General features: G+C 60.0%; 20 protein-coding genes, 8 tRNA genes and 1 pseudogene. 17 read left to right on the top strand and 12 right to left on the bottom strand.

Going from position 1 to position 23,884, the window contains the following annotated elements; all coding sequences use genetic code 11:
• Positions 1-5 precede the first annotated feature (5 nt).
• Together ACXX81_RS14130 and ACXX81_RS14125 are read right to left on the bottom strand one after the other, a co-directional pair.
• Positions 6-818, bottom strand: a complete 813-nt coding sequence (locus ACXX81_RS14130) for an alpha/beta fold hydrolase (RefSeq protein WP_231423312.1) — start codon at positions 816-818, stop codon at positions 6-8.
• A gap of 362 nt (positions 819-1,180) precedes the next feature.
• Entirely contained in the window at positions 1,181-1,939 is a 759-nt protein-coding gene (locus ACXX81_RS14125; RefSeq protein WP_231423310.1) for a hypothetical protein, read from the bottom strand.
• Between the two features lie 372 nt (positions 1,940-2,311).
• Here ACXX81_RS14125 and ACXX81_RS14120 point away from each other — a divergent pair.
• The 5 genes from ACXX81_RS14120 to gltS all read left to right on the top strand — a co-directional run bounded on the left by ACXX81_RS14120 (position 2,312) and on the right by gltS (position 4,175).
• Positions 2,312-2,387 (top strand) — tRNA-Glu (locus ACXX81_RS14120).
• A 3-nt stretch (positions 2,388-2,390) separates the two neighbouring features.
• A tRNA-Gly gene (locus ACXX81_RS14115) sits at positions 2,391-2,466 on the top strand.
• 105 nt (positions 2,467-2,571) lie between these two features.
• Positions 2,572-2,647, top strand: a tRNA-Glu gene (locus ACXX81_RS14110).
• A 3-nt stretch (positions 2,648-2,650) separates the two neighbouring features.
• Positions 2,651-2,726, top strand: a tRNA-Gly gene (locus ACXX81_RS14105).
• A 237-nt stretch (positions 2,727-2,963) separates the two neighbouring features.
• Positions 2,964-4,175: a sodium/glutamate symporter gene (gene gltS / locus ACXX81_RS14100; protein WP_458571916.1), complete on the top strand. Its 1,212-nt coding sequence runs from the start codon at positions 2,964-2,966 to the stop codon at positions 4,173-4,175.
• A gap of 60 nt (positions 4,176-4,235) precedes the next feature.
• Here the strand turns inward: gltS and ACXX81_RS14095 are convergent, their stop codons facing one another.
• Both ACXX81_RS14095 and ACXX81_RS14090 read right to left on the bottom strand, forming a co-directional pair.
• On the bottom strand, positions 4,236-5,975 hold the full coding sequence (locus tag ACXX81_RS14095; RefSeq protein ID WP_458571915.1) for a dipeptidase: 1,740 nt from the start codon (positions 5,973-5,975) through the stop codon (positions 4,236-4,238).
• Positions 5,976-6,124: 149 nt separating this feature from the next.
• The gene (locus tag ACXX81_RS14090) at positions 6,125-6,532 is read right to left on the bottom strand and encodes a PA2817 family protein (protein WP_003237131.1); all 408 of its coding nucleotides are present in this window, start codon (positions 6,530-6,532) and stop codon (positions 6,125-6,127) included.
• A 145-nt stretch (positions 6,533-6,677) separates the two neighbouring features.
• Between ACXX81_RS14090 and ACXX81_RS14085 the strand changes: the two genes are divergently transcribed.
• On the top strand, positions 6,678-6,812 hold the full coding sequence (locus tag ACXX81_RS14085; RefSeq protein WP_458571914.1) for a DUF6538 domain-containing protein: 135 nt from the start codon (positions 6,678-6,680) through the stop codon (positions 6,810-6,812).
• 74 nt (positions 6,813-6,886) lie between these two features.
• Positions 6,887-7,540, top strand: a complete 654-nt coding sequence (locus ACXX81_RS14080; protein WP_458571913.1) for a hypothetical protein — start codon at positions 6,887-6,889, stop codon at positions 7,538-7,540.
• Between the two features lie 97 nt (positions 7,541-7,637).
• Here the strand turns inward: ACXX81_RS14080 and ACXX81_RS14075 are convergent, their stop codons facing one another.
• Positions 7,638-8,060: a hypothetical protein gene (locus tag ACXX81_RS14075; protein ID WP_458571912.1), complete on the bottom strand. Its 423-nt coding sequence runs from the start codon at positions 8,058-8,060 to the stop codon at positions 7,638-7,640.
• A 177-nt stretch (positions 8,061-8,237) separates the two neighbouring features.
• Positions 8,238-10,685: an acyl-CoA dehydrogenase gene (locus ACXX81_RS14070; protein ID WP_458571911.1), complete on the bottom strand. Its 2,448-nt coding sequence runs from the start codon at positions 10,683-10,685 to the stop codon at positions 8,238-8,240.
• Between the two features lie 275 nt (positions 10,686-10,960).
• Here ACXX81_RS14070 and ACXX81_RS14065 point away from each other — a divergent pair, with 275 nt between their 5' ends.
• The 3 genes from ACXX81_RS14065 to ACXX81_RS14055 all read left to right on the top strand — a co-directional run bounded on the left by ACXX81_RS14065 (position 10,961) and on the right by ACXX81_RS14055 (position 13,422).
• On the top strand, positions 10,961-11,578 hold the full coding sequence (locus ACXX81_RS14065) for a glutathione S-transferase family protein (protein ID WP_209980688.1): 618 nt from the start codon (positions 10,961-10,963) through the stop codon (positions 11,576-11,578).
• A 135-nt stretch (positions 11,579-11,713) separates the two neighbouring features.
• Positions 11,714-12,646, top strand: coding sequence for an ABC transporter ATP-binding protein (locus ACXX81_RS14060; protein ID WP_057008301.1), 933 nt, complete (start codon positions 11,714-11,716; stop codon positions 12,644-12,646).
• Complete coding sequence (locus ACXX81_RS14055) at positions 12,643-13,422, top strand: ABC transporter permease (RefSeq protein ID WP_209980690.1); 780 nt, start codon at positions 12,643-12,645, stop codon at positions 13,420-13,422. The genes ACXX81_RS14060 and ACXX81_RS14055 overlap by 4 nt, the downstream gene beginning before the upstream one ends.
• 73 nt (positions 13,423-13,495) lie before the next feature.
• Here ACXX81_RS14055 and ACXX81_RS14050 read toward each other — a convergent pair whose 3' ends face one another.
• A complete protein-coding gene (locus ACXX81_RS14050) occupies positions 13,496-14,035 on the bottom strand; it encodes a TetR/AcrR family transcriptional regulator (RefSeq protein ID WP_209980692.1) in 540 nt (179 codons plus the stop codon).
• 91 nt (positions 14,036-14,126) lie between these two features.
• Between ACXX81_RS14050 and ACXX81_RS14045 the strand changes: the two genes are divergently transcribed.
• The 3 genes from ACXX81_RS14045 to ACXX81_RS14035 all read left to right on the top strand — a co-directional run bounded on the left by ACXX81_RS14045 (position 14,127) and on the right by ACXX81_RS14035 (position 18,485).
• Positions 14,127-15,326, top strand: a complete 1,200-nt coding sequence (locus ACXX81_RS14045) for an MFS transporter (RefSeq protein ID WP_322213161.1) — start codon at positions 14,127-14,129, stop codon at positions 15,324-15,326.
• Between the two features lie 77 nt (positions 15,327-15,403).
• Positions 15,404-16,552 carry a TDT family transporter gene (locus ACXX81_RS14040; protein WP_458571910.1) on the top strand — a complete coding sequence of 383 codons (1,149 nt, stop codon included), beginning with the start codon at positions 15,404-15,406 and terminating at the stop codon, positions 16,550-16,552.
• A gap of 58 nt (positions 16,553-16,610) precedes the next feature.
• Positions 16,611-18,485, top strand: a complete 1,875-nt coding sequence (locus ACXX81_RS14035) for an MFS transporter (protein ID WP_458571909.1) — start codon at positions 16,611-16,613, stop codon at positions 18,483-18,485.
• A gap of 102 nt (positions 18,486-18,587) precedes the next feature.
• On the opposite strand, the gene sugE is transcribed toward ACXX81_RS14035, so the two are convergent.
• The 3 genes from sugE to rdgC all read right to left on the bottom strand — a co-directional run bounded on the left by sugE (position 18,588) and on the right by rdgC (position 21,052).
• A complete protein-coding gene (gene sugE, locus ACXX81_RS14030) occupies positions 18,588-18,902 on the bottom strand; it encodes a quaternary ammonium compound efflux SMR transporter SugE (RefSeq protein ID WP_458571908.1) in 315 nt (104 codons plus the stop codon).
• Between the two features lie 107 nt (positions 18,903-19,009).
• A complete protein-coding gene (locus ACXX81_RS14025) occupies positions 19,010-19,975 on the bottom strand; it encodes a bile acid:sodium symporter family protein (protein WP_231423299.1) in 966 nt (321 codons plus the stop codon).
• Positions 19,976-20,131: 156 nt separating this feature from the next.
• A complete protein-coding gene (gene rdgC, locus ACXX81_RS14020) occupies positions 20,132-21,052 on the bottom strand; it encodes a recombination-associated protein RdgC (RefSeq protein WP_209980702.1) in 921 nt (306 codons plus the stop codon).
• A gap of 159 nt (positions 21,053-21,211) precedes the next feature.
• Between rdgC and ACXX81_RS14015 the strand changes: the two genes are divergently transcribed.
• From ACXX81_RS14015 to ACXX81_RS14000, 4 genes are all read left to right on the top strand, one after another.
• Positions 21,212-21,287, top strand: a tRNA-Val gene (locus tag ACXX81_RS14015).
• A 19-nt stretch (positions 21,288-21,306) separates the two neighbouring features.
• Positions 21,307-21,383, top strand: a tRNA-Asp gene (locus ACXX81_RS14010).
• Positions 21,384-21,559: 176 nt separating this feature from the next.
• Positions 21,560-21,635: transfer RNA gene (locus tag ACXX81_RS14005), tRNA-Val, on the top strand.
• 19 nt (positions 21,636-21,654) lie between these two features.
• Positions 21,655-21,731 (top strand) — tRNA-Asp (locus tag ACXX81_RS14000).
• A gap of 150 nt (positions 21,732-21,881) precedes the next feature.
• Here the strand turns inward: ACXX81_RS14000 and ACXX81_RS13995 are convergent.
• On the bottom strand, positions 21,882-23,522 hold the full coding sequence (locus ACXX81_RS13995) for an AMP-binding protein (RefSeq protein ID WP_322213191.1): 1,641 nt from the start codon (positions 23,520-23,522) through the stop codon (positions 21,882-21,884).
• Positions 23,523-23,601: 79 nt separating this feature from the next.
• Positions 23,602-23,883: pseudogene (locus ACXX81_RS13990) on the bottom strand (methyl-accepting chemotaxis protein); the annotation flags it as partial.
• Position 23,884 lies beyond the last annotated feature (1 nt).

Here is a 23,884-nt window from a genome sequence, read left to right as displayed (position 1 = left end):
GGCAGTCAGGCGTGGTTGGCGAGGAACGTCAGCAGCGCTTCATTGACGAAATCCGGGTTCTCCCGACTCGAAATATGCCCGGCATCGGGGATCAGCGTCAGGGCGCAGCCGATCAGCTCGGCCATTTCGGCGGACTCGGCCGGTGGGCGCGGTTTGTCTTGCTCGCCGCACATCACCAGCGTGGTATCGGCATCCAGGCGCGGCAGCTGTTGCAGGATGTCGTCACGGCTGAAGATCAGGCGGCCCAGGGGCACGATGCTGTGTACCAGGCGCTCTCTGGGGAAAGCCTGCAAGGCGCTGCGAAAACCCTGGTAGAGCGCGGATTCGCGGTCGATATCGGCACGAAAGAAGATCGGTGCGACCACATCCAGCAATGGCTCGGGAATGGCGCCGGCGTCTTCGATCATCTTGAACAATGAGAAATAGTACTGGCGGGTGGCTTCCGGTTCGGCACCGAGGTAGGTGTCCATCAGCACCACGCTATTGATGCGCTCCGGGGCCCGCAATGCGAGGCGTGCGCCCCACATGCCGCCGACCGACAGGCCGACGAGGTTGACCTGGGAGATTTCCAGCTGGTCCAGCAGGGCCAGGGTCTGGCGAGCCAGATCGTCGAGGGACTGGGTTTGCGGGGGCAGCGTGCCTGATTCGCCGTGGCCCCATAGTTCGGGGACGATGACGCGATATTGCTGCGACAGGGCTTCGATCTGGGGTGCCCACATGGTGTAGTCCCAGAGGTAGCTTGAGCCCAGCAGGACGACTGGGCCGGCACCCTGGTCGAGGTAGTGGAGGGGTTGTCCATCAATTATGGCGACAGGCATGTGGGGGCCTCGGGCTGGCGGGAGTTAGGGGACTTTTTTACGCTAGTCGGGGGCGGGGGGATAGGTGCAAAGTGATGGCACTGCGCGGGCTTTTACGGGGAGATTTTGTGGGGCCCGGTCGAATGTGAGAGGGGGCTTGCTGCCGATGGCGGCCTATTGTGTGTATATCCGTTGCTGCGGTAACGGCGGAAATTGGTTCCGCCCTTACGGCAGGTCACTTTTGGAAAGCGCCGGAATGCCGGCCCAGGCAAAAGTAGCCAAAGGCTCTTGCCCCACCTCTCGGCACCTCGCTTAGCCACGGATTCAAGCCTGCGTTCGGCCAGCGTGGTTGACGGGCGCCTGAGATCAAGAGCAATAGCGGATCAGTCGTAGATTGCCTTCTTCTTCCACGCTGCATCGGCGTCGTCGACTTTCAGGCCTTCGGTCAGTTCGTTGACTTCGTCTTCGGCGGGCTGGCTGTTGGTCAGGACGGTGGAGTTGGCGCGGGCCAGTTGGGATTCGAGCATTTTCAGTTGGGTGCTGTAGAGCGCCGGTTCCGGTTGTTTGCGCAGGTATTGCACGCCGCGCTCGAAGGCCAGGCGTGCCTGGCCGGGTTGGCCTTGCAGCAATGCGTGCTGGCCGAGGTTGTTGAAGAACTCGATATGCAGCAGCACCAGGAGGTGACGAATTTCGCGGATCCAGTGCTTGGCTTCGTTGGCCGGCAGGAACCCATCCTGAGCTGCGCGGGTGACTTGGCCGTGCAAGGCTTCGAGGAGGAAGCGCACGTCCTTGGCCTTGGCTTCGGTCTGGATCGGCGCGGGCGGGTTGGCGACCGGGATTGATTCGCCCTGGGCGATCAGTGCATCGAGTTCGCTGATCCGCGCCTTGAGTGCCGCGCTGGACCTGTTGAGGTTGAGCAGGCGCTGGTTGACGTTGAGCTCCAGGCGGGTGAGCAACAGCTTGAGCGCCGGGGTCATCAACTGGCCGGGGAAGGTCTCGGTGATTTCGCCGCAGCGACGCAACCGGTCGTTGAGTTCGATCTCAGTGCGTTTCTTTTCCAGCTTGTTGTTTTCCACCACGTGGTTCATGTAGCCAATGGCGATCAATATTACGATCCCGACTACTACCAGCAGGGTGATCATGAGTGGTGTCACCGGCGTGACCTCTTAATAGGGGTTTGCTGTGGAGTGTAGTGACTGGGCCGTCCGGCGGATAGGACTGTTCGACCGGTTGCCCAGGTACCTTCTTCTATATAGGTATAGCGCTCGATGAATGGGCGCACATTGCCATCATCTGTTGGAGCGAACTATAGCGCCTTGTCGGGCGCCAGAATATAGGCGCCGGGTTGCAGGGCGGCGCAACGCCCGTGCAGGCGCGTAAACACGGGGGAAGTCATTGATTTAAATAAATTTATCCTTGGGGGTTGACGACCTTTCAATCCATCCATAGAATGCGCGCCACTTACAGCGTAAAGCACACAGCGAAACGCGGTAGGGAGTGAATGTTGTACGTGTGTCCCCTTCGTCTAGTGGCCTAGGACACCGCCCTTTCACGGCGGTAACAGGGGTTCGAGTCCCCTAGGGGACGCCATATGCGGGAATAGCTCAGTTGGTAGAGCACGACCTTGCCAAGGTCGGGGTCGCGAGTTCGAGTCTCGTTTCCCGCTCCAGTTTTTAAGCAGTGTTGCTCTAGGGCGGCACTGAGTGAAACCAGGACCACTTCTTCGGATGCGGCCTCTGGGCACTGAAATACACACCATGTGTTTCAGTAGCGTGTCCCCTTCGTCTAGTGGCCTAGGACACCGCCCTTTCACGGCGGTAACAGGGGTTCGAGTCCCCTAGGGGACGCCATTTGCGGGAATAGCTCAGTTGGTAGAGCACGACCTTGCCAAGGTCGGGGTCGCGAGTTCGAGTCTCGTTTCCCGCTCCATATTCAATGAAAACGCCGATCAGAGATGATCGGCGTTTTTGTTTGTGCCTTTTTTGATCCCATGCATACCAACCTCTGCTTGGGTGGGCTGGAAAGCGAAAAACTTACCCTGCGTGTAGGGTTTTTTGTGAAGTGCGTAAGAACGTTCTGTACTTCGCTTCGGGTAGCTGTGCCCGGGGGGCAGTGTGTCTACTCTGACCGCCCCATTCTCCCCGTTCACTTCAGAGAACTGCCCGGATGTTTCAGCTCGACTTTTATTCGACTCTGGTCGCTGCCTCCCTGGTGCTATTGCTGGGGCGCTGGCTGGTGGCTCGCATCGGTTTTTTACGCACCTACAGCATTCCCGAGCCGGTGGCCGGCGGGTTACTGGTGGCCGCGCTATTGGTGGTGTTGCGTTTAATGGCGGGTGTTGAAGTTCGCTTCGATGCATCGCTGCAAGTGCCTTTGATGCTGGCGTTTTTCGCCACCATTGGCCTGAATGCGGACTTCGCCAGCCTGAAGACAGGTGGGCGCATACTCGGCATTTTCCTGTTGGTGGTGACGGGCCTGCTGGTGCTGCAAAATGCCATGGGCATCGCGCTGGCCAAGGTGCTCGGGCTCGACCCACTGATGGGTTTGCTGGCCGGCTCCATCACCCTGTCCGGTGGACACGGCACAGGTGCGGCCTGGAGCGCGGTGTTCAGCGATAAGTACGGCGTGGCCTCGGCCTCCGAGCTGGCGATGGCGTCGGCGACCTTTGGCCTGGTACTGGGCGGCTTGATCGGTGGGCCGGTGGCGAGACTGCTGATCAAGCGGGTGCAGGCGCCTGGCGTCGAGCAGGCGTTGCCGCGCCTGCCCAAGGGCTTTGAACAACCCCATCGCGAACGCATGATTACCTCGTCCTCGTTTATCGAGACCCTGGCGCTGTTGGCGATAAGCCTGCAGGTGGGTACTTTCCTCAGCGGGTTGATCCAGGGCACGGCGTTCGAGTTGCCAACCTTTGTCTGTGTGCTGTTCGTGGGCGTGGTGTTGCGCAACGGCCTGTCGGCGCTGGGTTGGCACCAGGTGTTCGAACGTGAGGTGTCGCTGCTGGGCAATGTCAGCCTGTCGTTGTTCCTGGCGATTGCCTTGATGTCGCTCAAGCTGTGGGACCTGGCTGCCCTGGCCTTGCCGATTGTGATTCTGCTGGCGGCTCAGGCGCTGTTGATGGCGCTGTTCGCGATATTCGTGACCTTCCGCGTGATGGGCAGCAATTACGATGCGGCGGTATTGGCGGCGGGGCACTGCGGGTTCGGCCTGGGCGCCACGCCCACTGCGATTGCCAATATGCAGGCCGTGACTCAACGCTTCGGGCCCTCGCAGATCGCCTTTCTGGTAGTGCCGATGGTGGGCGCGTTTTTCATCGACATCACCAACGCGGTGGTGATCAAGCTGTATCTGGCGCTGCCGTTCGTGGGCGCAGGCGGGTGAGGGGGGCACACTACGTCGCTGACAAAAACGCCGATCAGGATTGGTCGGCGTTTTTATTTGTCAGAGTTTTGGCAACTGACCTATGCGGCCCATCATTTCAGTCACGATCTGCAGGTCCAGCAGGAACTGCTCGACGGTCTTGAATTCGCCGTCGGTGTGCCCGGTGTACTTGGTTTCCGGACGCGCCAGACCAAATTGCACACCATTGGGCAGATCGTGCACGGACGTGGCGCCGGCAGAGGTGCCGAACGTGTGCGCCATGCCGAGGTTTTCGGTGGACACCGCCAGCAGGGCCTTCACCCATTCACCTTCGGGGTTGCGGTACATCGGCGTGTTGAGCGAGCAGGTGAAACTCACGTTGACCTTGGCATGCGCGTTCCAGGCGTTCAACTTCTGCTCGATCTGCGCCTTGAGCGCTTCCGGTGATTTGCCTTTCGGCGCGCGCAGATTCACCGCCAGCTTGAAAGCCTTGTCGTCCTGGCTGACGAAGGTCAGCGAGGTGGTCAGCGGCCCCATGAACGCATCGGAAAAGCCCACCCCCAGCTTGCCACCCAGGTAATCCAGGCCCCAGTTGTCGGCTGCGTACCGCGCGGCGTCGGTGATGTGGTTGTGCTTGAGCGCGATCTTGCCGTCGACGCTGTGGATCAACTCCAGCATGCGCGCCACCGGATTGACCCCGGATTGCGGCGCCGAGGAATGGGCAGACACGCCCGTGACGGTGAGCTTGACGTCCTTGCCGTCGACCTTGGCGCTTACCTGGAAATCACCGCCGTTGCGCTCGGCGTATTCAGTGCCGGCCTGCTGCAGGGCGGCGGCCAGTTCTGCAGGTTTATCGCTGATCAGCGTGGCCACCGACGCTGACGGAATCTGGTTGGTGGCCTTGCCGCCGGTCATGGAGATGATTTCTGCGCCGCTGCCTTCGCCCTTGAGCACCGGGAACGTGGCCATGACGGTGCCCGAGCCTTTCTCGGCAATCACCACCGGGTAGCCGCCGTCCAGTGCCAGGTTGTATTGCGGCACCGGGTTACGCGCGAAGTAGTAGGGGATGGCATCTCCGGCGGTTTCCTCAGTGGTGTCCACCAGCAACTTGAAGGTGCGCGCCAGCGGCAGTTTTTCTTCCTTGATCACTTTCATCGCGTACATCGCCACCACGATGCCGTTCTTGTCATCCTCGGTACCACGGCCGTACATGCGGTCACCGATCTGCGTGACCTTGAACGGGTCAAGCCGGGTGCCGTCCTTGAGCACCCAATTCTCCGGCGTCACCGGGACCACATCGGCGTGGGCATGGATGCCCACCAGCTCATCGCCACTGCCTTCCAGGGAGATCTCGTACACCCGGTTGTCAACGTTGCGGAAGGTGAGGTTGAACGACTTGGCCAGCGTCTGGATCCTGTCGGCGATCTTGAGAAATTCGGGGTTTTTGTACTGCGGCAGACCGTCGACGTTGAAGGTTGGAATCTCTACCAGCTCGCGCAGGGTTTCGAGAGCGGCCTTGCCGTATTTCGCACGGGTGTAAATGCCGAGCAGGCGGTGGATTTCGTTTTGTTGGTCGGCGGTGAGGGTTTTGTTGTCGAGAAACGCGTTGATCGCCGGACCTGTGTCAATAGTCTTGCCCAGGTCATCTTTATGCAGAGCAGCGAGGAAACTGCGGAAATCAGTGGCCGGCGTTTCGCTGAAATTTTTCAGGATCGCGGCACTTTGCTCGGGAGTAATGTTGGCAAAAGCGGAGGGGGTGACGCTCGACAGGCTGGCGGCCAGGAGGGTCGCTACGGCCAGTTGCTTGAGTGGAAAGTGCATGGAGAGTCGCATTCCTTTGCAGGTACTGGAGACGTTTCTGACCGATCTGTCAGAAACATTTCCACACATTACCATCACTCAGGCGCAGCGTGCGCTCAAAAGTGCGGGAGGTTTTTGCTCCCACATCGGGTTTATCAAGCTTGCGACAATCAGTGCTTGCTCTGGTCGTCCGGCATGGCCAGCAGCTGCTTTTCCTGGTTCCAGTCGAACGGTTCATCATTCAGCTCGGCTTCATGACGGCGTTCTTCCAGCGCCTGGTACAGGTCCAGTTCTTCGTCGGGCATGAAGTGCAGACAGTCGCCGCCGAAGAACCACAGCAGGTCGCGTGGCACGAGGTGGGCGATTTGCGGGTAGCGCAGGATGACCTGGCTCATGAGGTCCTGGCCCAGGTACTGGCTTTCGATCGGGTCGATCGGCAGCAGGGCGCGCAGTTCGTCGAAGCGCTCCAGAAACAGGGTGTGGCTTTCCTCGGGCACTTGTTCGGCTTCGCCAACGGCAACCAGGATGCTGCGCAGGTGGTCGAGCAAGACGAGATGATCGGCAACGACGTTGGACACGCGATAAGTCCTCTAAAGCAAAAACGGGCGCGAGAGTATATAGCCCTCGCTAGAATGGAGGAAGGCCCAGTAAACGCTGGACCTACTGGCTGTGCGGCTCAATTTGCGTAGAATCTTGCGTAGAATTAGGCCGCAAGGACTGGTGATGGATAAGGCTCATAATTTACAGCTTCGGGGTGGCACGTACCACGTCAGATTCGACGTTCCTATCGATGTGCGTAAAACGTTCGGCGGTAAACGTATTCTTTCGAGGTCTCTTAAAACGGGTTCCCAGGAATAGGCTTGTGCGCCAGTTACATTATCCTCTGATAGAATGAAGTTTTGACGTGTTAGGTAGAGCGGAAATTGAAGGGATTGCGACGAAAGATCGTCGGCGGTTTGTTAGCCGCTACCGGTGTGATAGCAGTGGCATTGACGAATTACTTTGTCGAACATGGCGAGCTTCCTATCTGGTTGTCTAAGATCGTAGCGTGGTGTATCGAGTTCGGCGCATTCGCAGTCCCAATCCCGTTTTGGGTAGTATTTACGGTTTTGATGATTTGTGTCGTGAGTTTGATCGGGATCACATACATGTATGAACGGCAAACGCGTCAGAACTTCGCTTACACGGATGAGCTTAAGACTGCTTATCGTGAGTTAAGATCTAAGTATGGGAGTTTAGAAAAGTCCAGAGATGAATTAGAGGCTGCTTGCGCCGCTCTAAAAAAGTCTAATTCCAAACTAACGCAAGAAGTTGGTGCAAAACTTCAATCCGAAGGGCAGGCTGAGGATGCTCTTCCTGCTTTAGCCTTTAGGCTGCTATCCACTATCGCTGAATTCGCTGACGCTGACATCAACCCTACTCCACGCGAACTGCGTACTTCATTAAATGTTGGGAATGTTGAGGCTCAAGGCAGTATTGATGTTCTGGTGGAGCATAAGTTGCTGGGATTAGTTGTTACTGGTAACGGCCTCGCTTATGGTTTTACCCCTAAGGGGCGTGCATTCTATTTAAGTCACCGATCTTAGGGTGTGTCGTGAACTTCACCTGAAGGTGATCACTTAACGTCAGGTGCTGACGACCAGCACGCGCTGGAATAGGAACGGGCACGTTCCTCAGCCTTGCTTATGGCTTGTCCAGCAGCGCGGTAACCAGTGGCACTACTATTGAGATTACGACAGCTAAGCCGGAAAGCACGGTAGCCAATTGGAACTTACTGCTTTCTTCTTGTAGTCCTGCGAGCACAGATGCAAGAAGAGGAAGGTTCACACAGTGTCTATCTGACTCGATACCTAGGGTGAAGAAATGCACCTTTGTCCCGTCTTCGTTTCTATAGCCGTACTTGTGTTCCAGATGGTAGTAGAGCCTGCCAAAAATGATGTCGCTATCTACGCCTAGGTCATTGGCAATTATTTTGCAGTTGATGGGGACATAGATTTTACTCGTTCGCCCATTTTCAATGTCAGGCTCACGCGAGAAGTTTTTGAATTCTTCGTAGTAAAGGTTGTAGATAGCGCTGAGCACCTTCAAATCTGAGGGAGATTTCATCGGTATATTCCATGGTGTGGGGGAGCTATTTTCACCGCTGTGGATGAAGAATTTTTGCGTAGGCTCTTGCGTAGAAAATTTCAGCGAGCGTTGAGATAAGCTATTGATTTTTAATAAAATTAAAAACGGGCGCGAGAGTATATAGCTCAAGCGCCCGTAATTATATAACCGCAGGTATCAGCGGACCTTGCCTTCAGCCTGGGTCAGCTCTTCCTTGCTGAAATCATCCACGTCGATCACCTTGCGTCGCGCCGCTTCGGCGTCGCGCAGGGTCTGCGCTTCGGCCGGTTGCAGCACGCCCGCTTGCAGGGCGGCGTCGATGGCGTGTTCGCCGGCAGTCGGTTTGACCTGGCCACTTTTCAACGCGCTGTGCAGTTTCTTTTGCAGCGGATGGCTGGCGCCGAGCAGGTCGTAGGCATGCTGCAGGGCGCCGACTGGATCCTGCGCCGATTGCGGGCGGTAGCAGCCGGCCAGAAGCTCTTCAAGCGTCGGGTCGCCCTTGGCGCGGCCAATCACTGCTGCCACTTCGGCATCCAGTGCATCGGATGGCCCGGTATGGCGCCGTCCGAACGGGAACACGATCACTCGCAACAGGCAGCCCAGCACCTTGTTCGGGAAGTTGCTCAGCAGTTCATCCAGCGCACGCTCCGACTCGCCGAGGCTTTCTTCCATGGCCCAGGCAAACAAGGGCTCCAGGTGATCCGGTGAATCCAGGTCGTGGTAACGCTTGAGCGCCGCCGAGGCCAGGTACATATGGCTCAGCACATCGCCCAGGCGCGCCGACAGGCGTTCGCGGCGTTTGAGCTCGCCACCGAGCAGCATCATGCTCAAGTCGGCAAGCAATGCGAAGGCCGCCGCCTGCCGGTTCAAGGCGCGGAAATAACCCTGGCTCAGGCGGTTGCCCGGGGCTTTCTCGAAGTGGCCAAGGCCCAGGTTCAGCACCAGGGTGCTGGCGGCGTTGCTGACGGCAAAACCGATGTGCTGCATCAGCAGGCCGTCGAACTCCTTGAGGGCCTGGTCACGGTCTTCACGCCCGGCCAGCGCCATTTCCTTGAGCACGAACGGGTGGCAGCGAATCGCGCCCTGGCCGAAGATCATCAGATTGCGCGAGAGGATGTTGGCGCCTTCCACCGTGATGAAAATCGGCGCGCCCTGCCAGCTGCGGCCCAGGTAGTTGTTCGGGCCCATGATGATGCCCTTGCCGCCGTGCACGTCCATGGCGTGGGTGATGCACTCGCGGCCACGTTCGGTCAGGTGGTACTTGAGGATCGCCGACAGCACCGAGGGCTTTTCCCCCAGGTCGACGGCGTTGGCGGTGAGCATCCGCGCGCTGTCCATCAGCCAGGCGTTACCGCCGATACGTGCCAGGGACTCCTGAATACCTTCGAATGCCGACAGCGGTACATTGAACTGTTCGCGCACCTGGGCGTACTGGCCAGTGACCAGACTGGTGAACTTGGCGGCACCGGTGCCGACGGCCGGCAATGAGATCGAGCGGCCCACCGACAGGCAGTTCATCAGCATCATCCAGCCCTTGCCGAGCATCTCCTGACCACCGATGAGGTATTCCAGGGGAATGAACACGTCCTTGCCCGAGTTGGGCCCGTTCATGAACGCAGCGCCCAGTGGCAGGTGGCGACGGCCGATCTCCACGCCCGGGGTGTCGGTGGGAATCAGCGCGAGGCTGATGCCGAGGTCTTCTTCCTCGCCCAGCAGGTGATCCGGGTCATGGGCCTTGAAGGCCAGGCCCAGCAGGGTCGCCACCGGGCCGAGGGTAATGTAGCGTTTCTCCCAGTTCAGGCGCAGGCCGAGGGTCTCCTTGCCCTCCCATTCACCTTTGCAGATCACCCCGGTGTCGGGCATGGCGCCCGCATCGGAGCCGGCCAGCGGGCCGGTGAGGGCGAAGCACGGGATGTCATCGCCGCGCGCCAGGCGCGGCAGGTAGTGGTTGCGTTGTTCGTCAGTGCCGTAGTGCAGCAGCAGTTCGGCCGGGCCCAGGGAGTTGGGCACCATCACCGTGGACGCGAGGTCGCCGCTGCGGGTGGCGAGTTTCATCGCCACCTGGGAGTGGGCGTAGGCGGAAAAGCCCTTGCCGCCGTACTCCTTGGGAATGATCAGCGCGAAGAAACCGTGGGTCTTGATGTGCTCCCAGGCGGCGGGCGGCAGGTCCATGGCCTGGCCGATTTCCCAGTCGCTGACCATGGCGCAGAGTTCTTCGGTGGGGCCGTCGATAAACGCCTGTTCTTCTTCGGTCAGTTTTACCTTGGGGTAGGCCAGCAACTTGTCCCAGTCGGGGCGGCCGCTGAACAGTTCGCCGTCCCACCACACCGTGCCGGCGTCGATGGCGTCACGCTCGGTTTCGGACATCGGCGGCAAAACTTTCTGGAACCAGCTGAATAGCGGCTTCGTGAAGTATTGCCGGCGCAGGTCGGGCAGCAGCAGGGGCGCGGCCACCAGAGCGATCAACACCCAGAAGATCAGCAGCAGCCAACCCTGTGCGTGGCTCCAGGCGCCCATCGCCAGCAGGTAAACGGCAACCACGCCCAGGGCGGGCAGCGGGGCAACGCGGCGGTGTGCCAGGTAGGCAATGCCGACCACCAGCACCAGTATCCACAACAACAGCATATTCAATCCTCCGTGAAACCAGGGGCGAACCACCAGGGAGCTTAGTCGGCATGCGAGCAAGCGCGGTGATCAAGGTGTTACCACGTGTTCAAGACAGTTCCAGTCGCTTACTGGGTAGTGACCGTCCGGTGCGGGGGGAGTTCGTATGAAAACGTAGCGGAACTCGTGCGGATTTATCTGACCTGGCAGTCATGCAGTACCGTTTTGCGACCCAGGCGTCGTATGCTGCGGTTCTATTACAACATGTTGTCCATTCACCCAATCAGGGAGCGGTCATGCTGAAGATCTGGGGTCGTAAAAATTCGTCAAACGTCAGGAAAGCACTGTGGTGCGCCGAGGAGCTCGGCCTGGACTACGAGGCGATTGATGCAGGCGGGGCATTCGGGGTCGTCGACACGCCGCAATACCGGGCATTGAACCCCAACGGCCGGGTGCCGATGATCGAAGACGGCGACTTTGTGCTGTGGGAATCCAACACCATCGTGCGCTACCTCTGCGCCAAACACGCGTCGGAATTTTACCCGGCTGACCTGCAAGCCCGCGCCAACGCGGAAAAATGGATGGACTGGACCACCTCGACCCTGGCCGATCCGTTCAAAGCGGTGTTCTGGGGCATCGTGCGCACTGCGCCGGAAAAACGAAACCCGGACAGCATCAATGCCGGGCGCGAGGCCTGTATCGATGCGCTCCACACCGTTGAGCAAGCGCTCGCCGGGCAACCTTATCTGTCCGGCAACGCGTTCGGCATGGGCGATATTCCCCTCGGCTGCTTCATCTACGCCTGGTTCGAAATGCCCATCGAGCGCCCCGCCATGCCGCACCTGGAGGCCTGGTACCAGCGCCTGCAACAGCGCCCGGCCTTCCGCAAGGCAGTGATGACTGCGTTGACTTAATACCCACTATTAATGCGCTTGACTGTACTTGTGTGACGCGGGCACTCACCATGCCCGCCATGCACCCCGGTTGAACTACCTGCGGTGCGCCTTCATCTACCCTTTCCATTCCCTTCTTTTGGTGCGTATTCCGATATGAGTTCCGCTCTGTCCATCCGGCAGCTAACCAAAACCTACGGCAACGGTTTCCAGGCCTTGAGTGGTATCGATCTGGACGTTGCCGAAGGTGATTTCTTCGCCTTGCTCGGCCCCAACGGTGCCGGCAAATCCACCACCATCGGTATTCTCTCCACCCTGGTCAACAAGACCAGCGGCACGGTGAACATCTTCGGTCACGACCTGGACAAATCCCCGGCGGCGCTCAAGCGCTCCATTGGCGTGGTGCCCCAGGAATTCAACTTCAACCAGTTCGAAAAAACCTTCGACATCGTTGTGACCCAGGCCGGTTACTACGGCATCCCGTCGAAAGTCGCCAAGGAGCGCGCCGAGCAGTACCTGACCCAACTGGGCCTTTGGGACAAACGTGACGTGCCGTCGCGCTCGCTGTCCGGCGGCATGAAACGCCGTCTGATGATCGCCCGCGCACTGGTGCATGAGCCGCGCCTGCTGATCCTCGACGAGCCCACTGCCGGCGTTGACATCGAACTGCGCCGCTCCATGTGGACCTTCCTCACCGAGTTGAACGAGAAGGGCATCACCATCATCCTCACCACTCACTATCTGGAAGAGGCCGAGCAACTGTGCCGCAACATCGGCATCATCGACCACGGCACCATCGTCGAGAACACCAGCATGCGTAATCTGCTGGGCCAACTGCACGTGGAAACGTTCCTGCTCGACCTGAAAAACCCGTTGTCGGCGCCGCCGCAGTTGCTGGGCTACCCGAGCCGCCTGGTGGACAGTCGCACCCTGGAAGTCCAGGTGGACAAGGCCATGGGCATCACCGCGCTGTTCACGCAGTTGGCGACCCAGAACATCGAAGTGCTGAGCCTGCGTAATAAAACCAATCGCCTTGAGGAGTTGTTCGTGTCCCTGGTGGAGAAAAATCTGGCGAAGGTGGCGGTATGAGCTCCGAACTGCAACCCAACCTCGTCGCGCTGCAAACCATCGTCTATCGCGAAGTGAAGCGCTTCACCCGGATCTGGCCGCAGACGCTGCTGCCGCCGGCGATCACCATGGTCCTGTACTTCGTGATCTTCGGTAACCTGATCGGTCGGCAGATTGGTGACATGGGTGGTTTCACCTACATGGAGTACATCGTGCCGGGCCTGATCATGATGTCGGTGATCACCAACTCCTACGGCAACGTGGTCTCCAGCTTCTTCGGCAGCAAATTCCAGCGCTCCATCGAAGAGCTGATGGTGTCGCCGGTTTCGCCGCACACCATCCTGATCGGCTACACCGCAGGCGGCGTTCTGCGCGGCTTGATGGTCGGCGTGATCGTGACCCTGCTGTCGCTGTTCTTCACTCACCTGCAGGTGCACCATCTGGGCGTCACCATTCTGGTGGTGGTGCTGACGGCGACGATCTTTTCGCTGCTGGGGTTTATCAACGCGGTGTTTGCACGCAATTTCGATGATATCTCCATCATCCCGACCTTCGTGCTCACGCCGCTGACCTACCTGGGCGGGGTGTTCTACTCCATTACCCTGCTGCCGCCATTCTGGCAGACCGTGTCGCTGGCCAACCCGGTGTTGCATATGGTCAATGCTTTCCGCTACGGCATTCTGGGCGTGTCGGATATCAGGATCAGCGTGGCGATCACCTTCATGATCGTTGCCACTATTGTCTTGTACTTCGGCTGTGCACGGTTGCTGGTGAGCGGGCGCGGGATGCGTACATAACTGCTGACCTTAACCAGGCCAAAAATGTGGGAAGGGGCAAGCCCCCTCCCACATTTGGATTTGGGTAGGGCCTCTACTTTTTCAATGCCAGCTCGATCAGGGCGTGCAGCTCTTGCACGGTGAGCGGCGCCGTTGAAAACAGAATTCGAAATACCGTCGGCGCCGCGATCAGATTGATCAAGTGGGCCACGCTCGGTGGGTTGCTGTCGGGATAGCGATCGACAATCACTTGAAGCTGCCCGCTGAGGATGCTCACGCAGCAGCCCGGGGTCACGCTGCATTGCAGGTCGCGCATCATGTTGCGCCCTGGCTCGGAGCTCATCTCATCCAGATACTGCTCGGCCCAGGCCTGCACATCGCCGCGCAGGCTGCCGGTGTTGGCCGGCTCACTGTCCGGGCGCATGCGGGCCAGGGCCACATCCGCGAGCAACACACCAAGGTCACCCCAACGCCGGTAGATGGTCGAGGGCGTGACACCTGCACGTGCGGCGATCATCGGCACCGTAACACTGGAACGCTCATGGGTTTCCAGCAGTTCACGCGCCGCCGAATGAACGGATTCTTGTACCCGGGCACTACGGCCCCCCGGGCGGAGGCCTTCTTTTATCGCCATGGTTGCGATCTTAACACAAAGAATTTGCTTTAAGAGCCAGCCGGTAGCACACTCCGCAAAAGCAAAATATTAGCTTTAGCGGAGCGTGCCCATGTCCAGTCCCACCTCTCATCGTCCCAGCCTGGTGTTCCTCGCGATCACCTTGCTGACGTTCCTGGCCGCTTCCAGTGCGCCGACGCCGCTGTATCACCTCTATCAGGAAGGTCTGCATTTTTCGGCGGGCATGCTCACGCTGATTTTCGGGGTGTACGCCATGAGCCTGCTGGCAGCGTTGCTGACCGTGGGTTCGTTGTCGGACTACCTCGGACGCAAGCCGGTGATTTTTGCCGCGCTGGTCCTGAATATGCTGGCGATGTTGCTGTTTATCAATGAAGGCAGTGTGGCCTGGCTGATTGCTGCGCGCACCCTGCAAGGGTTTGCCACCGGCATGGCCACCGCGGTGTTGGGCGCGGCGCTGCTCGACAGCGACCGCCAGCAGGGCCCGTTGGTCAACAGTGTGGCGCCGTTGCTGGGCATGGCGTGTGGGGCGATGGGCAGCAGTTTGCTGGTGGAGTTCGCGCCGCTGCCGACCCAGTTGATCTACTGCACATTGTTGCTGCTGATGGTATTGCAGGCCGTGTATGTGTGGCGTCTGCCGGAAAGCGTGAGCCGTATCCCGGGTGCATTGGCCTCGTTGCGTCCGACCCTGCATGTGCCGCCTCAGGCACGCCGGGCGTTGTGGCTGTCGTTGCCGGTGGATGTGGCGGTGTGGGCGATGGGCGGGTTCTACCTCTCCCTGGCGCCGTCGCTGGTGCGGGCGGCCACCGGCTCGACGTCCAACCTGATCGGTGGCGGCCTGGTGGCGGTGCTGACCTTGAGTGGCGCGCTGATGATCCTCACCCTGCGCAATCGACCCGCGGACAAGGTGCTGCGCCTCGGCGCCGGGTTGCTGGCCATCGGCGTGGCCCTGATCCTTACGGCGGTGCATAGCGCCAGCCTGCCGCTGTTTTTCATCGCCACCCTGATCGCCGGCAGCGGCTTTGGCGCAGGCTTTCTGGGCGCCTTGCGCAGTGTGGTACCGCTGGCCTTGCCCCATGAGCGGGCGGGCTTGATGTCGGCATTTTATGTGCTGAGTTACCTGGCGTTCTGTTTGCCGTCGTTATTGGCGGGCAACCTGATTCGACGTTTTGGCTTGATCGCGACCACCGACGGTTATGGCGCGGTGCTGATCCTGCTGGCGTTGGGTGCCCTGGCTGCGCTGATGTGGCAGAGCCGGCAGTCGGTGCATATTGGTAAAACAGATAACAGTTAGAGATATTACCCGTTATATAGATATTCGCTCAGCTTCTATGATGGCCTCCACCTCATCCGAGGAAGAGGATCGCCAGCATGACCTGCCCGAATACCATCAGCTACAAGCCGTTCAGCCACCTGACCCGACCCCGGGAAGTGATTCGCCAGTTCACCCCCAACTGGTTCGCCGCCACCATGGGCACCGGCGTGCTCGCGCTGGCCCTGGCCCAATTGCCGGTCAACCTGCCCGCGCTGCGCACGCTGGGTGAAGGGTTATGGCTGTTCACCAGCGGCCTGTTCATCCTGTTCAGCGTGTTGTATGCCGCGCGCTGGGTGATGTTTTTCAACGAGGCGCGGCGCATTTTCGGGCACTCCACGGTGTCGATGTTCTTCGGCACGATCCCCATGGGCCTGGCGACCATTCTCAACGGCCTGCTGGTGTTCGGCCTGCCGCGCTGGGGCGGCGATGTGATCGCGGTGGCCGAAGTCATCTGGTGGCTCGATGTGGCGATGGCCCTGGCCTGCGGCGTATTGATCCCATTCATGATGTTCACCCGCCAGGAGCACAGCATCGACCAGATGACCGCCGTCTGGCTGTTGCCGGTGGTCGCTGCTGAAGTCGCGGCGGCGAGCGGTGGGCTGCTGGCGCCGCACCTGGCGGATGCGCATTCGCAGTGGGTGATGCTGGTGACCAGCTATGTATTGTGGGCGTTTTCCCTGCCGGTGGCGTTCAGCATCCTGACCATCCTGATGCTGCGCATGGCCCTGCATAAATTGCCACACGCGAACATGGCCGCCTCGAGCTGGTTGGCGCTTGGACCCATCGGCACCGGCGCCCTGGGCATGTTGCTGCTGGGCGGCGACGCGCCAGCGATTTTTGCTGCCAACGGCTTGCCCGGGGTCGGCGAGATGGCCAACGGCCTGGGCCTGGTGGCGGGCATCACGCTGTGGGGCTTCGGTTTGTGGTGGATGCTGATTGCCGTGTTGATCACCCTGCGTTACCTGCGCGCCGGTATTCCGTTCAACCTCGGCTGGTGGGGCTTTACCTTTCCATTGGGGGTGTATGCGCTGGCAACGTTGAAGTTGGCGAATCTGCTGCACTTGGGGTTCTTCAGCGTATTTGGCAGCGCACTGGTGGTGGCGTTGGCGCTGATGTGGCTGATTGTGGCCAGGCGTACCGTGCAGGGCGCCTATAAAGGTGAGCTTTTTGTTTCACCTTGCATTGCAGGGTTAGCGAATAAGTAGGCAGAGTTAGGTAAAGTCGTGGCCTGACTCGATAACAGGCCACGCAGGAACACGGACGATGAGCCACCCCTCGCAATTTACCTTGCTGCGCACCCGGCGTTTCCTGCCGTTTTTCATCACCCAGTTGCTGGGCGCATTCAACGACAACATCTTCAAGCAATCGCTGATCCTGGCGATTCTCTACAAGCTGACCCTCGACGGTGATCGCTCGATCTGGGTCAACCTCTGCGCCTTGCTGTTTATCCTGCCGTTCTTCCTGTTCTCGGCACTGGCCGGGCAGTTTGGCGAGAAATTCAACAAGGACGCGTTGATCCGCGCGATCAAGATCGGCGAAATCGTGATCATGGCCGTGGGCGCCACTGGCTTTCTGATCAATCACCTCGAGCTTATGTTGCTGGCGCTGTTCGCCATGGGCACGCACTCGGCGCTGTTCGGCCCGGTGAAGTATTCGATCATGCCCCAGGCCCTGCACGACGATGAACTGGTGGGCGGCAACGGTCTGGTGGAGATGGGCACCTTCCTCGCCATCCTCGCCGGCACCATTGGTGCGGGCATCATGATGTCATCCGCCCATTACGCACCGTTGGTGGCCACCGCGATTGTTGGCGTGGCAGTGCTGGGCTATCTGGCCAGCCGCAGCATTCCACGGGCGGCGGCGTCCACCCCGCAGTTGCGCCTGGACTGGAACATTTTCACCCAGTCGTGGGCCACCTTGCGCATGGGGCTTGGGCAGACGCCGGCGGTGTCGCGCTCGATCGTCGGTAACTCATGGTTCTGGTTTGTCGGGGCGACTTACCTCACGCAGATCCCGGCCTACGCCAAGGAGTGGCTGTACGGCGACGAAACCGTGGTGACGCTGATCCTCACGGTGTTCTCGGTGGGCATCGCGCTGGGCTCGATGCTCTGCGAAAAACTCTCCGGGCGTAAGGTGGAGATCGGCCTGGTGCCGTTCGGTTCGTTCGGCCTGACGGTGTTCGGCCTGCTGCTGTGGTGGCATTCCGGCGGCTTCCCGCAGAACGTCCAGCCCAACGACTGGCTGGCGGTGCTCGGCTACGGCCAGGCGTGGTGGGTGCTGTTCGATATTCTCGGCCTGGGCGTGTTCGGCGGTTTCTACATCGTGCCGCTGTATGCGCTGATCCAGTCGCGCACTGCCGAAAACGAACGTGCGCGGGTGATTGCCGCCAACAACATTCTTAACGCGTTGTTCATGGTGGTGTCGGCCATCGTGTCGATCCTGCTGCTGAGCGTGGCCAAGCTGTCGATCCCCGAATTGTTCCTGGTGGTGTCGCTGCTCAATATCGCGGTCAACACCTACATCTTCAGGATCGTCCCCGAGTTCACCATGCGTTTCATGATCTGGCTGCTCAGCCATTCCATGTACCGCGTGGAGCATCGCAACCTCGAACAGATCCCGGACGAAGGCGCCGCCTTGCTGGTGTGCAACCATGTATCGTTTGTCGACGCGCTGTTGATCGGCGGCGCGGTGCGTCGGCCGATCCGGTTCGTGATGTATTACAAGATCTACCGCCTGCCGGTGCTGAACTTCATCTTCCGCACCGCGGGTGCTATCCCGATTGCCGGGCGGCATGAAGATATCCAGATCTATGAACAGGCCTTCACGCGCATTGCGCGGTATCTGCAGGAGGGCGAACTGGTGTGCATCTTCCCCGAGGGCAAGTTGACCGCTGACGGCGCGATGAATGAGTTTCGCGGTGGGCTGACGCGCATTCTCGAGGAGACGCCGGTGCCGGTGATTCCGATGGCGTTGCAGGGGTTGTGGGGCAGCTTTTTCAGCCGTGATCCGCACAAGGGGTTCTTTCATCGCATCTGGTCGCGGGTGGTGCTGGTGGCGGGCGAGCCGGTATCGGTCGAGTCGGCAACGCCTGCGCACTTGCAGGCGGTGGTGGGTGGGTTGCGCGGGAGTATCAGGTAGTTTTGTGTCGGCAGTGAGGGCCTCATCGCAGGCCAGCCAGCTCCCACATTTGAAATGCATTCCACGTGTGGGAGGGGGCTTGCTCCCGATAGCGGCAATGGCTTAGGTGGAGATCTTGAGGCCAATGAGCCCGCAGATAATCAAAGCCACACTCGCCAGCCGAAACAGCGCCATGGACTCCCCAAACAGGATAATCCCGGCAATCACCGTGCCCACCGCACCCACTCCGGTCCAGATGGCGTAGGCAGTGCCCAGCGGCAGTTCCTTCATGGCCAGGCCCAGCAAGCCAAGGCTGATGGCCATGGCGGCAATCGTCAGGGCAGTGGGCAGTGGTTTGCTGAAACCGTCGTTGTACTTCAAGCCGACGGCCCAGCCGACTTCAAACAGGCCGGCAAAAAACAGGATGATCCAGGACATGATGACCTCGCTTTCTCAGGCGGGGTCGTCCCCGGATTCGGCGCTTTGACAGCGTCGCGAGGTCGTCCCCGCGAAGCTCGGTAGAGTGCCGAAGATTGATCGAGCGATCAAGTTTGCGGCGCGTCCTCCAGCAGACGACGGTCTTCTTTCTCGCTCATGCGGCGGAAGTAGGTCGACAGCAACGCCCCGGAAATATTGTGCCAGACGCTGAACAACGCGCTCGGTACCGCCGCCAGTGGCGAGAAGTGCGCGCTGGCCAATGCCGCGCCCAGCCCGGAATTCTGCATGCCCACTTCCAGTGCCAGCGATTTGCGTTGCGCCAACGGCAGCTTGAACACGCGCGCGGTAAAGTAGCCCAGCAGGTAGCCGAAACTGTTGTGCAGTATCACCACGGCCATAATCAGCAGGCCCGACTCGGCGATCTTCGCCTGGCTGGCAGCCACCACTGCGGCGACGATGATCACGATACTGATCACCGACACCAGCGGCAGCACGTCCACCGCATGGCGCACCCGCGCGCCGAGCACGCGTTGCGCCAGCACGCCGAGTATGATCGGCAGCAGCACCACCTGCAGGATCGACCAGAACAGCTCCATGAACGACACCGGCAGCCAGGCCGAGGCCAGCAGCCAGATCAGCGCCGGCGTGAGCAGCGGGGCGAGGAGGGTGGTGACGGCGGCAATCGCCACCGACAACGCCAGGTCGCCCCGGGCCAGCCAGGTCATCACGTTGGACGAGGTGCCGCTCGGGCAGCAGCCGACCAGGATCACGCCGACGGCAATTTCCGCTGGCAGGTTGAAGGCCCGGCACAGCAACCAGGCTACGCCCGGCATGATTACAAAATGCGCGACCACGCCCAGGGCGACGCGCCACGGGTGGCGAGCGACCTCGGCGAAGTCTTCGAGTTTGAGGGTCAGCCCCATGCCGAACATCACCAGGCCCAGCAGCGGGACGATGGCGCTTTTCAGGCCGATGAACCAGCCGGGTTCGAGGAAGGCGAGCACCGCGAAGATCAACACCCAGTAAGCGAAGGTATTGCCGACGAAGCGGCTCAGTGCGGCGAGTGCGCGCATGGGGATGTCCTTGTTATTGGATTCTTGAAGTGTCAACACACATCAAAGGTGGGAGCGGGCTTGCTCGCGAAAGCGGTGGATCAGTCAGCCAATATATTGACTGGCTCACCGCCTTCGCGAGCAAGCCCGCTCCCACATTTTGATCTTCACATGGCTTTAGATGCCCTGTGGGCTCTCTTCGCCGCCCAACGCTTCGATCAGCGCCGGCAGGAAATCACCGAACGTCAGCATCATCAGAGTAAAGCTGGCGTCCAGTTGACCCAGGGCTTCGTCGCCGCCGTCCTGTTCGGCCTGGTCCTGCAGCAGGTCTTCGAACTTCAGGCGCTTGACGGTCATCTTGTCGTCGAGCATGAACGACAGCTTGTCCTGCCAGGCCAGCGACAACTGGGTCACCACCTTGCCGGTGGTCAGGTGCAGCTGGATCTCTTCGCTGGTCAGGTCCTGGCGCTTGCAGCGCACGATGCCGCCGTCTTCGTGGGTGTCGCGCAGTTCGCATTCGTCGAGCACGGAGAAATCGTCGGCCGGCTTCTGGGTGGTGACCCAGTCGGTCATGATCGCGGTCGGTGCGGTTTTCACCGTGAGCGGGCGTACCGGCAGGGTGCCGATCACTTCGCGCAGGGTCGACAGCAGGTCTTCGGCGCGTTTCGGGCTGGCCGAGTTGACCAGGATCAGGCCCTGTTTCGGCGCGATGGCGGCGAAGGTCGACGAGCGACGAATGAAGGCCCGGGGCAGGAACGCCTGGATGATTTCATCCTTGATCTGATCGCGTTCCTTCTTGTAGACCTTGCGCATCTGCTCGGCCTCGATCTCTTCGACTTTCTCCTTGACCGCATCACGTACCACACTGCCCGGCAGGATACGTTCTTCCTTGCGCGCAGCGATCAGCAGGAAGTCGCCGCTGACGTGAACCAGAGGCGCGTCCTCACCTTTACCGAAAGGGGCGACGAAACCGTAAGTGGTCAGCTCCTGGCTTGCACACGGGCGCGCCAGTTTGGTGGCCATGGCCGCTTCCAACGCCTCGGCATCAACAGGCAGATCTTGGGTCAGGCGATAGATAAGCAGGTTCTTGAACCACATGGGGTGAGTCTCTCCTCTATACAAAGGAGGGCATTATTCTCTTGATATGGCCGCAGGCCAACCCTGCGTAAGCCATTGGAAGCGCTGAAAAAAAAGATTCAAGAAAGTGCTTGCCAGACCCAGGGTCGCTCCGTAGAATGCGCGCCACACCGAAACGAAGGGTGATTAGCTCAGCTGGGAGAGCATCTGCCTTACAAGCAGAGGGTCGGCGGTTCGATCCCGTCATCACCCACCATTCGCTTCACGTGTTACGCGCAGCGGTAGTTCAGTCGGTTAGAATACCGGCCTGTCACGCCGGGGGTCGCGGGTTCGAGTCCCGTCCGCTGCGCCATATTCGGTTACCTGGAATGCTGAACGCCAGGTCGCCACGGAAAGCCCGCTTAATCGCGGGCTTTTTATTGTCCGAAATATGGCAAACAGTCGTGAATGAATCTTTTTTTAAATAAAGTGCATTTAAATCAAGACATTACGATTTTTTGGTGTATGATGCGCCCACACCGAAACGAAGGGTGATTAGCTCAGCTGGGAGAGCATCTGCCTTACAAGCAGAGGGTCGGCGGTTCGATCCCGTCATCACCCACCATTCGCTTTACGTGTTACGCGCAGCGGTAGTTCAGTCGGTTAGAATACCGGCCTGTCACGCCGGGGGTCGCGGGTTCGAGTCCCGTCCGCTGCGCCATATTTGCTTCCACTAAGGCCAACAGAGCGCCTGGAAGCCACGGAAATAGCGGCCTTGTGCCGCTTTTTTCGTTTCTGAAGTCCACTGGACTTTCTCTCCAGCCACGGTTTTCACGTACACCGCTGGCATAGCCTTTTGCGATTTCCTGTGTCATGTGTCGAGCGCCTGCTGTCTGGCAATTTCCTGATTGCGCAGAATGAACCGCTGCAACTTGCCACTGGGGGTCTTGGGCAGGTGTTCGACGAACTCGATTTCCCGTGGGTAAGCATGTGCGGCCAGGCGCTGTCGCACATGCAGGCGCAGTTCTTCAGCCAACTCGGCGCTGGGCGGATACTGGCTGCTCAGCACCACAAACGCCTTGATCAGCTCGGTGCGTTGCGGGTCGGGTTTGCCGATCACGGCGGTTTCGACCACCGCCGGGTGTTCGATCAGTGCGCTTTCCACATCGAAAGGCCCGACGCGGTAGCCGGACGTGGTGATCACGTCATCAGTACGCCCGACGAAGCTGATGCTGCCGTCGTCATTGAGCTCGACGATATCGCCGCTCAAGTAATAGCGGCCGACAAAGGCTTTGGTCGGCATACCCAGGTACCCGCCGAACCAGCACAGGGGCGAGCGCTCGCGATCGACTGCCAGTGTCCCAGGCTGGCCGGTCGGCAGTTCCCGATGAGTTTTATCCAGCACGACAATACGGTAACCGGGCACCGCATAACCGGCCGAGCCCTCGCGTATCGGATGGCGCAGCGCGTGGTGATTGCACAGCACCATGCCGATTTCGGTCTGGCCATAGTGATCGTGAATGACCACCCCGAGTTCTTCGGCAAACCAGCGGATGACCTGCGGGTTGAGCGGCTCGCCGGCGCTGCTCACCACCCGCAGTTGGCCACGCACGGCGTCGGCGAACTCGGCCCCCGCCGCGATCAGCAGGCGATAGGCCGTCGGCGAGCCTGCCAGGTTGTTGATGGCGTACCTGGCAATGACGTGTTGGGTACTTTGCACCGTGAACGGGCCGTCATAGAACAACGTGGCGTGTCCAAGCGCCAGCGGGCCGGTCACGGCGTAATACAGGCCATAGGCCCAGCCGGGGTCGGCAAGGTTCCAGAATCGGTCTCCCTCACGCAGATCAATCGCATCACGCATGTAACCCTTGAAGGCAAGGATGGCGCTCAACGGTACCTCCAGCGGTTTGGCCGGCCCTGTGGTACCCGATGTGCACATCAGCAGGAAGGGTGCACTGGCGTCCAGCATTACGGGGGCGCAATCCTCAGGCTGGCGGCCAACAATGCCCCAGAAGTCGTGGTCACCCGCGTTGATCGAGACATCACCGGCCACGACGATGTTGGGGCAGTCAGCAATGTCGTCCAGCTTGGCGCGGTTGTGCGTGTCGGTCACGATCCAGCGGGCGCCGGAGCAGCCCAGCCGCTGTTCGATCGCCTTGGGGCCGAAGGCGGTAAACAGCGGCTGGTAAACAGCGCCGATGCGCCAGGTCCCTAACACAGCAATCAACAGTTCAACCGTGCGTGGCATCAGGCCGGCCACGCGGTCCCCGGGCTTGACCCCTTGCTCGCGCAGAAAGTTGCCGAAGCCTGCCGCGTGGGCTTGCAGCTCGCGAAACGTATAGCGCGCGGCACGGCCATCCTGCGCTTCGCAATACAGCGCCACTGCATCGCCCTCGGCGTGCCGGTCGCAGCATTCGATACAGGCATTCATGGCAGTGAGCTCACCCTGCAGCTCCCGAGCGGCGAGCTGCAGATAATCGAAAGAGGTAACGACGGATTCATAATCACGCATAACGACACCTGGTTTTTATTGTTGGAAGAGGGTCTGCAAACACATTGGCCTGGCAGGCGGTTTCAGCGGTTCAGCTCTCGATCATGTCGGCGGCTTGCTGGGTGGCCTGGCTGGTGCGGGTGGCCAGCTTGCGCACCTCATCGGCGACCACCGCAAACCCGCGCCCGGCGTCACCCGCCCGCGCTGCTTCGATGGCGGCGTTGAGCGCCAGCAGGTTGGTCTGGCTGGCAATGCCCTGGATGGTGGCGACAATGTGCGTCAGCTTGCTGAGGGTTTCTTGCATGACCTGGTGCTGTTGCTCCTGAGCCTCGCGCATCGCACTTTCTTCATGCCTGGCGTGGATGTCGGTGATGGCGCCCACC

The sequence above is a fragment of the Pseudomonas sp. GNP013 genome, assembly GCF_054343995.1.
This window is presented reverse-complemented; position numbering and strand designations above follow the sequence as displayed.

Coding starts and splice junctions, on each gene's coding strand:
- gltS (WP_458571916.1), top strand. CDS start 2,964: ATGTTTCAGCTCGACTTTTATTCGACTCTGGTCGCTGCCTCCCTGGTG.
- ACXX81_RS13995 (WP_322213191.1), bottom strand. CDS start 23,522: ATGCGTGATTATGAATCCGTCGTTACCTCTTTCGATTATCTGCAGCTC.
- ACXX81_RS14050 (WP_209980692.1), bottom strand. CDS start 14,035: ATGGCGATAAAAGAAGGCCTCCGCCCGGGGGGCCGTAGTGCCCGGGTA.
- ACXX81_RS14095 (WP_458571915.1), bottom strand. CDS start 5,975: ATGCACTTTCCACTCAAGCAACTGGCCGTAGCGACCCTCCTGGCCGCC.
- rdgC (WP_209980702.1), bottom strand. CDS start 21,052: ATGTGGTTCAAGAACCTGCTTATCTATCGCCTGACCCAAGATCTGCCT.
- ACXX81_RS14055 (WP_209980690.1), top strand. CDS start 12,643: ATGAGCTCCGAACTGCAACCCAACCTCGTCGCGCTGCAAACCATCGTC.
- ACXX81_RS14130 (WP_231423312.1), bottom strand. CDS start 818: ATGCCTGTCGCCATAATTGATGGACAACCCCTCCACTACCTCGACCAG.
- ACXX81_RS14045 (WP_322213161.1), top strand. CDS start 14,127: ATGTCCAGTCCCACCTCTCATCGTCCCAGCCTGGTGTTCCTCGCGATC.
- ACXX81_RS14065 (WP_209980688.1), top strand. CDS start 10,961: ATGCTGAAGATCTGGGGTCGTAAAAATTCGTCAAACGTCAGGAAAGCA.
- ACXX81_RS14060 (WP_057008301.1), top strand. CDS start 11,714: ATGAGTTCCGCTCTGTCCATCCGGCAGCTAACCAAAACCTACGGCAAC.
- ACXX81_RS14035 (WP_458571909.1), top strand. CDS start 16,611: ATGAGCCACCCCTCGCAATTTACCTTGCTGCGCACCCGGCGTTTCCTG.
- ACXX81_RS14075 (WP_458571912.1), bottom strand. CDS start 8,060: ATGAAATCTCCCTCAGATTTGAAGGTGCTCAGCGCTATCTACAACCTT.
- sugE (WP_458571908.1), bottom strand. CDS start 18,902: ATGTCCTGGATCATCCTGTTTTTTGCCGGCCTGTTTGAAGTCGGCTGG.
- ACXX81_RS14085 (WP_458571914.1), top strand. CDS start 6,678: ATGGATAAGGCTCATAATTTACAGCTTCGGGGTGGCACGTACCACGTC.
- ACXX81_RS14070 (WP_458571911.1), bottom strand. CDS start 10,685: ATGCTGTTGTTGTGGATACTGGTGCTGGTGGTCGGCATTGCCTACCTG.
- ACXX81_RS14025 (WP_231423299.1), bottom strand. CDS start 19,975: ATGCGCGCACTCGCCGCACTGAGCCGCTTCGTCGGCAATACCTTCGCT.
- ACXX81_RS14040 (WP_458571910.1), top strand. CDS start 15,404: ATGACCTGCCCGAATACCATCAGCTACAAGCCGTTCAGCCACCTGACC.
- ACXX81_RS14125 (WP_231423310.1), bottom strand. CDS start 1,939: ATGATCACCCTGCTGGTAGTAGTCGGGATCGTAATATTGATCGCCATT.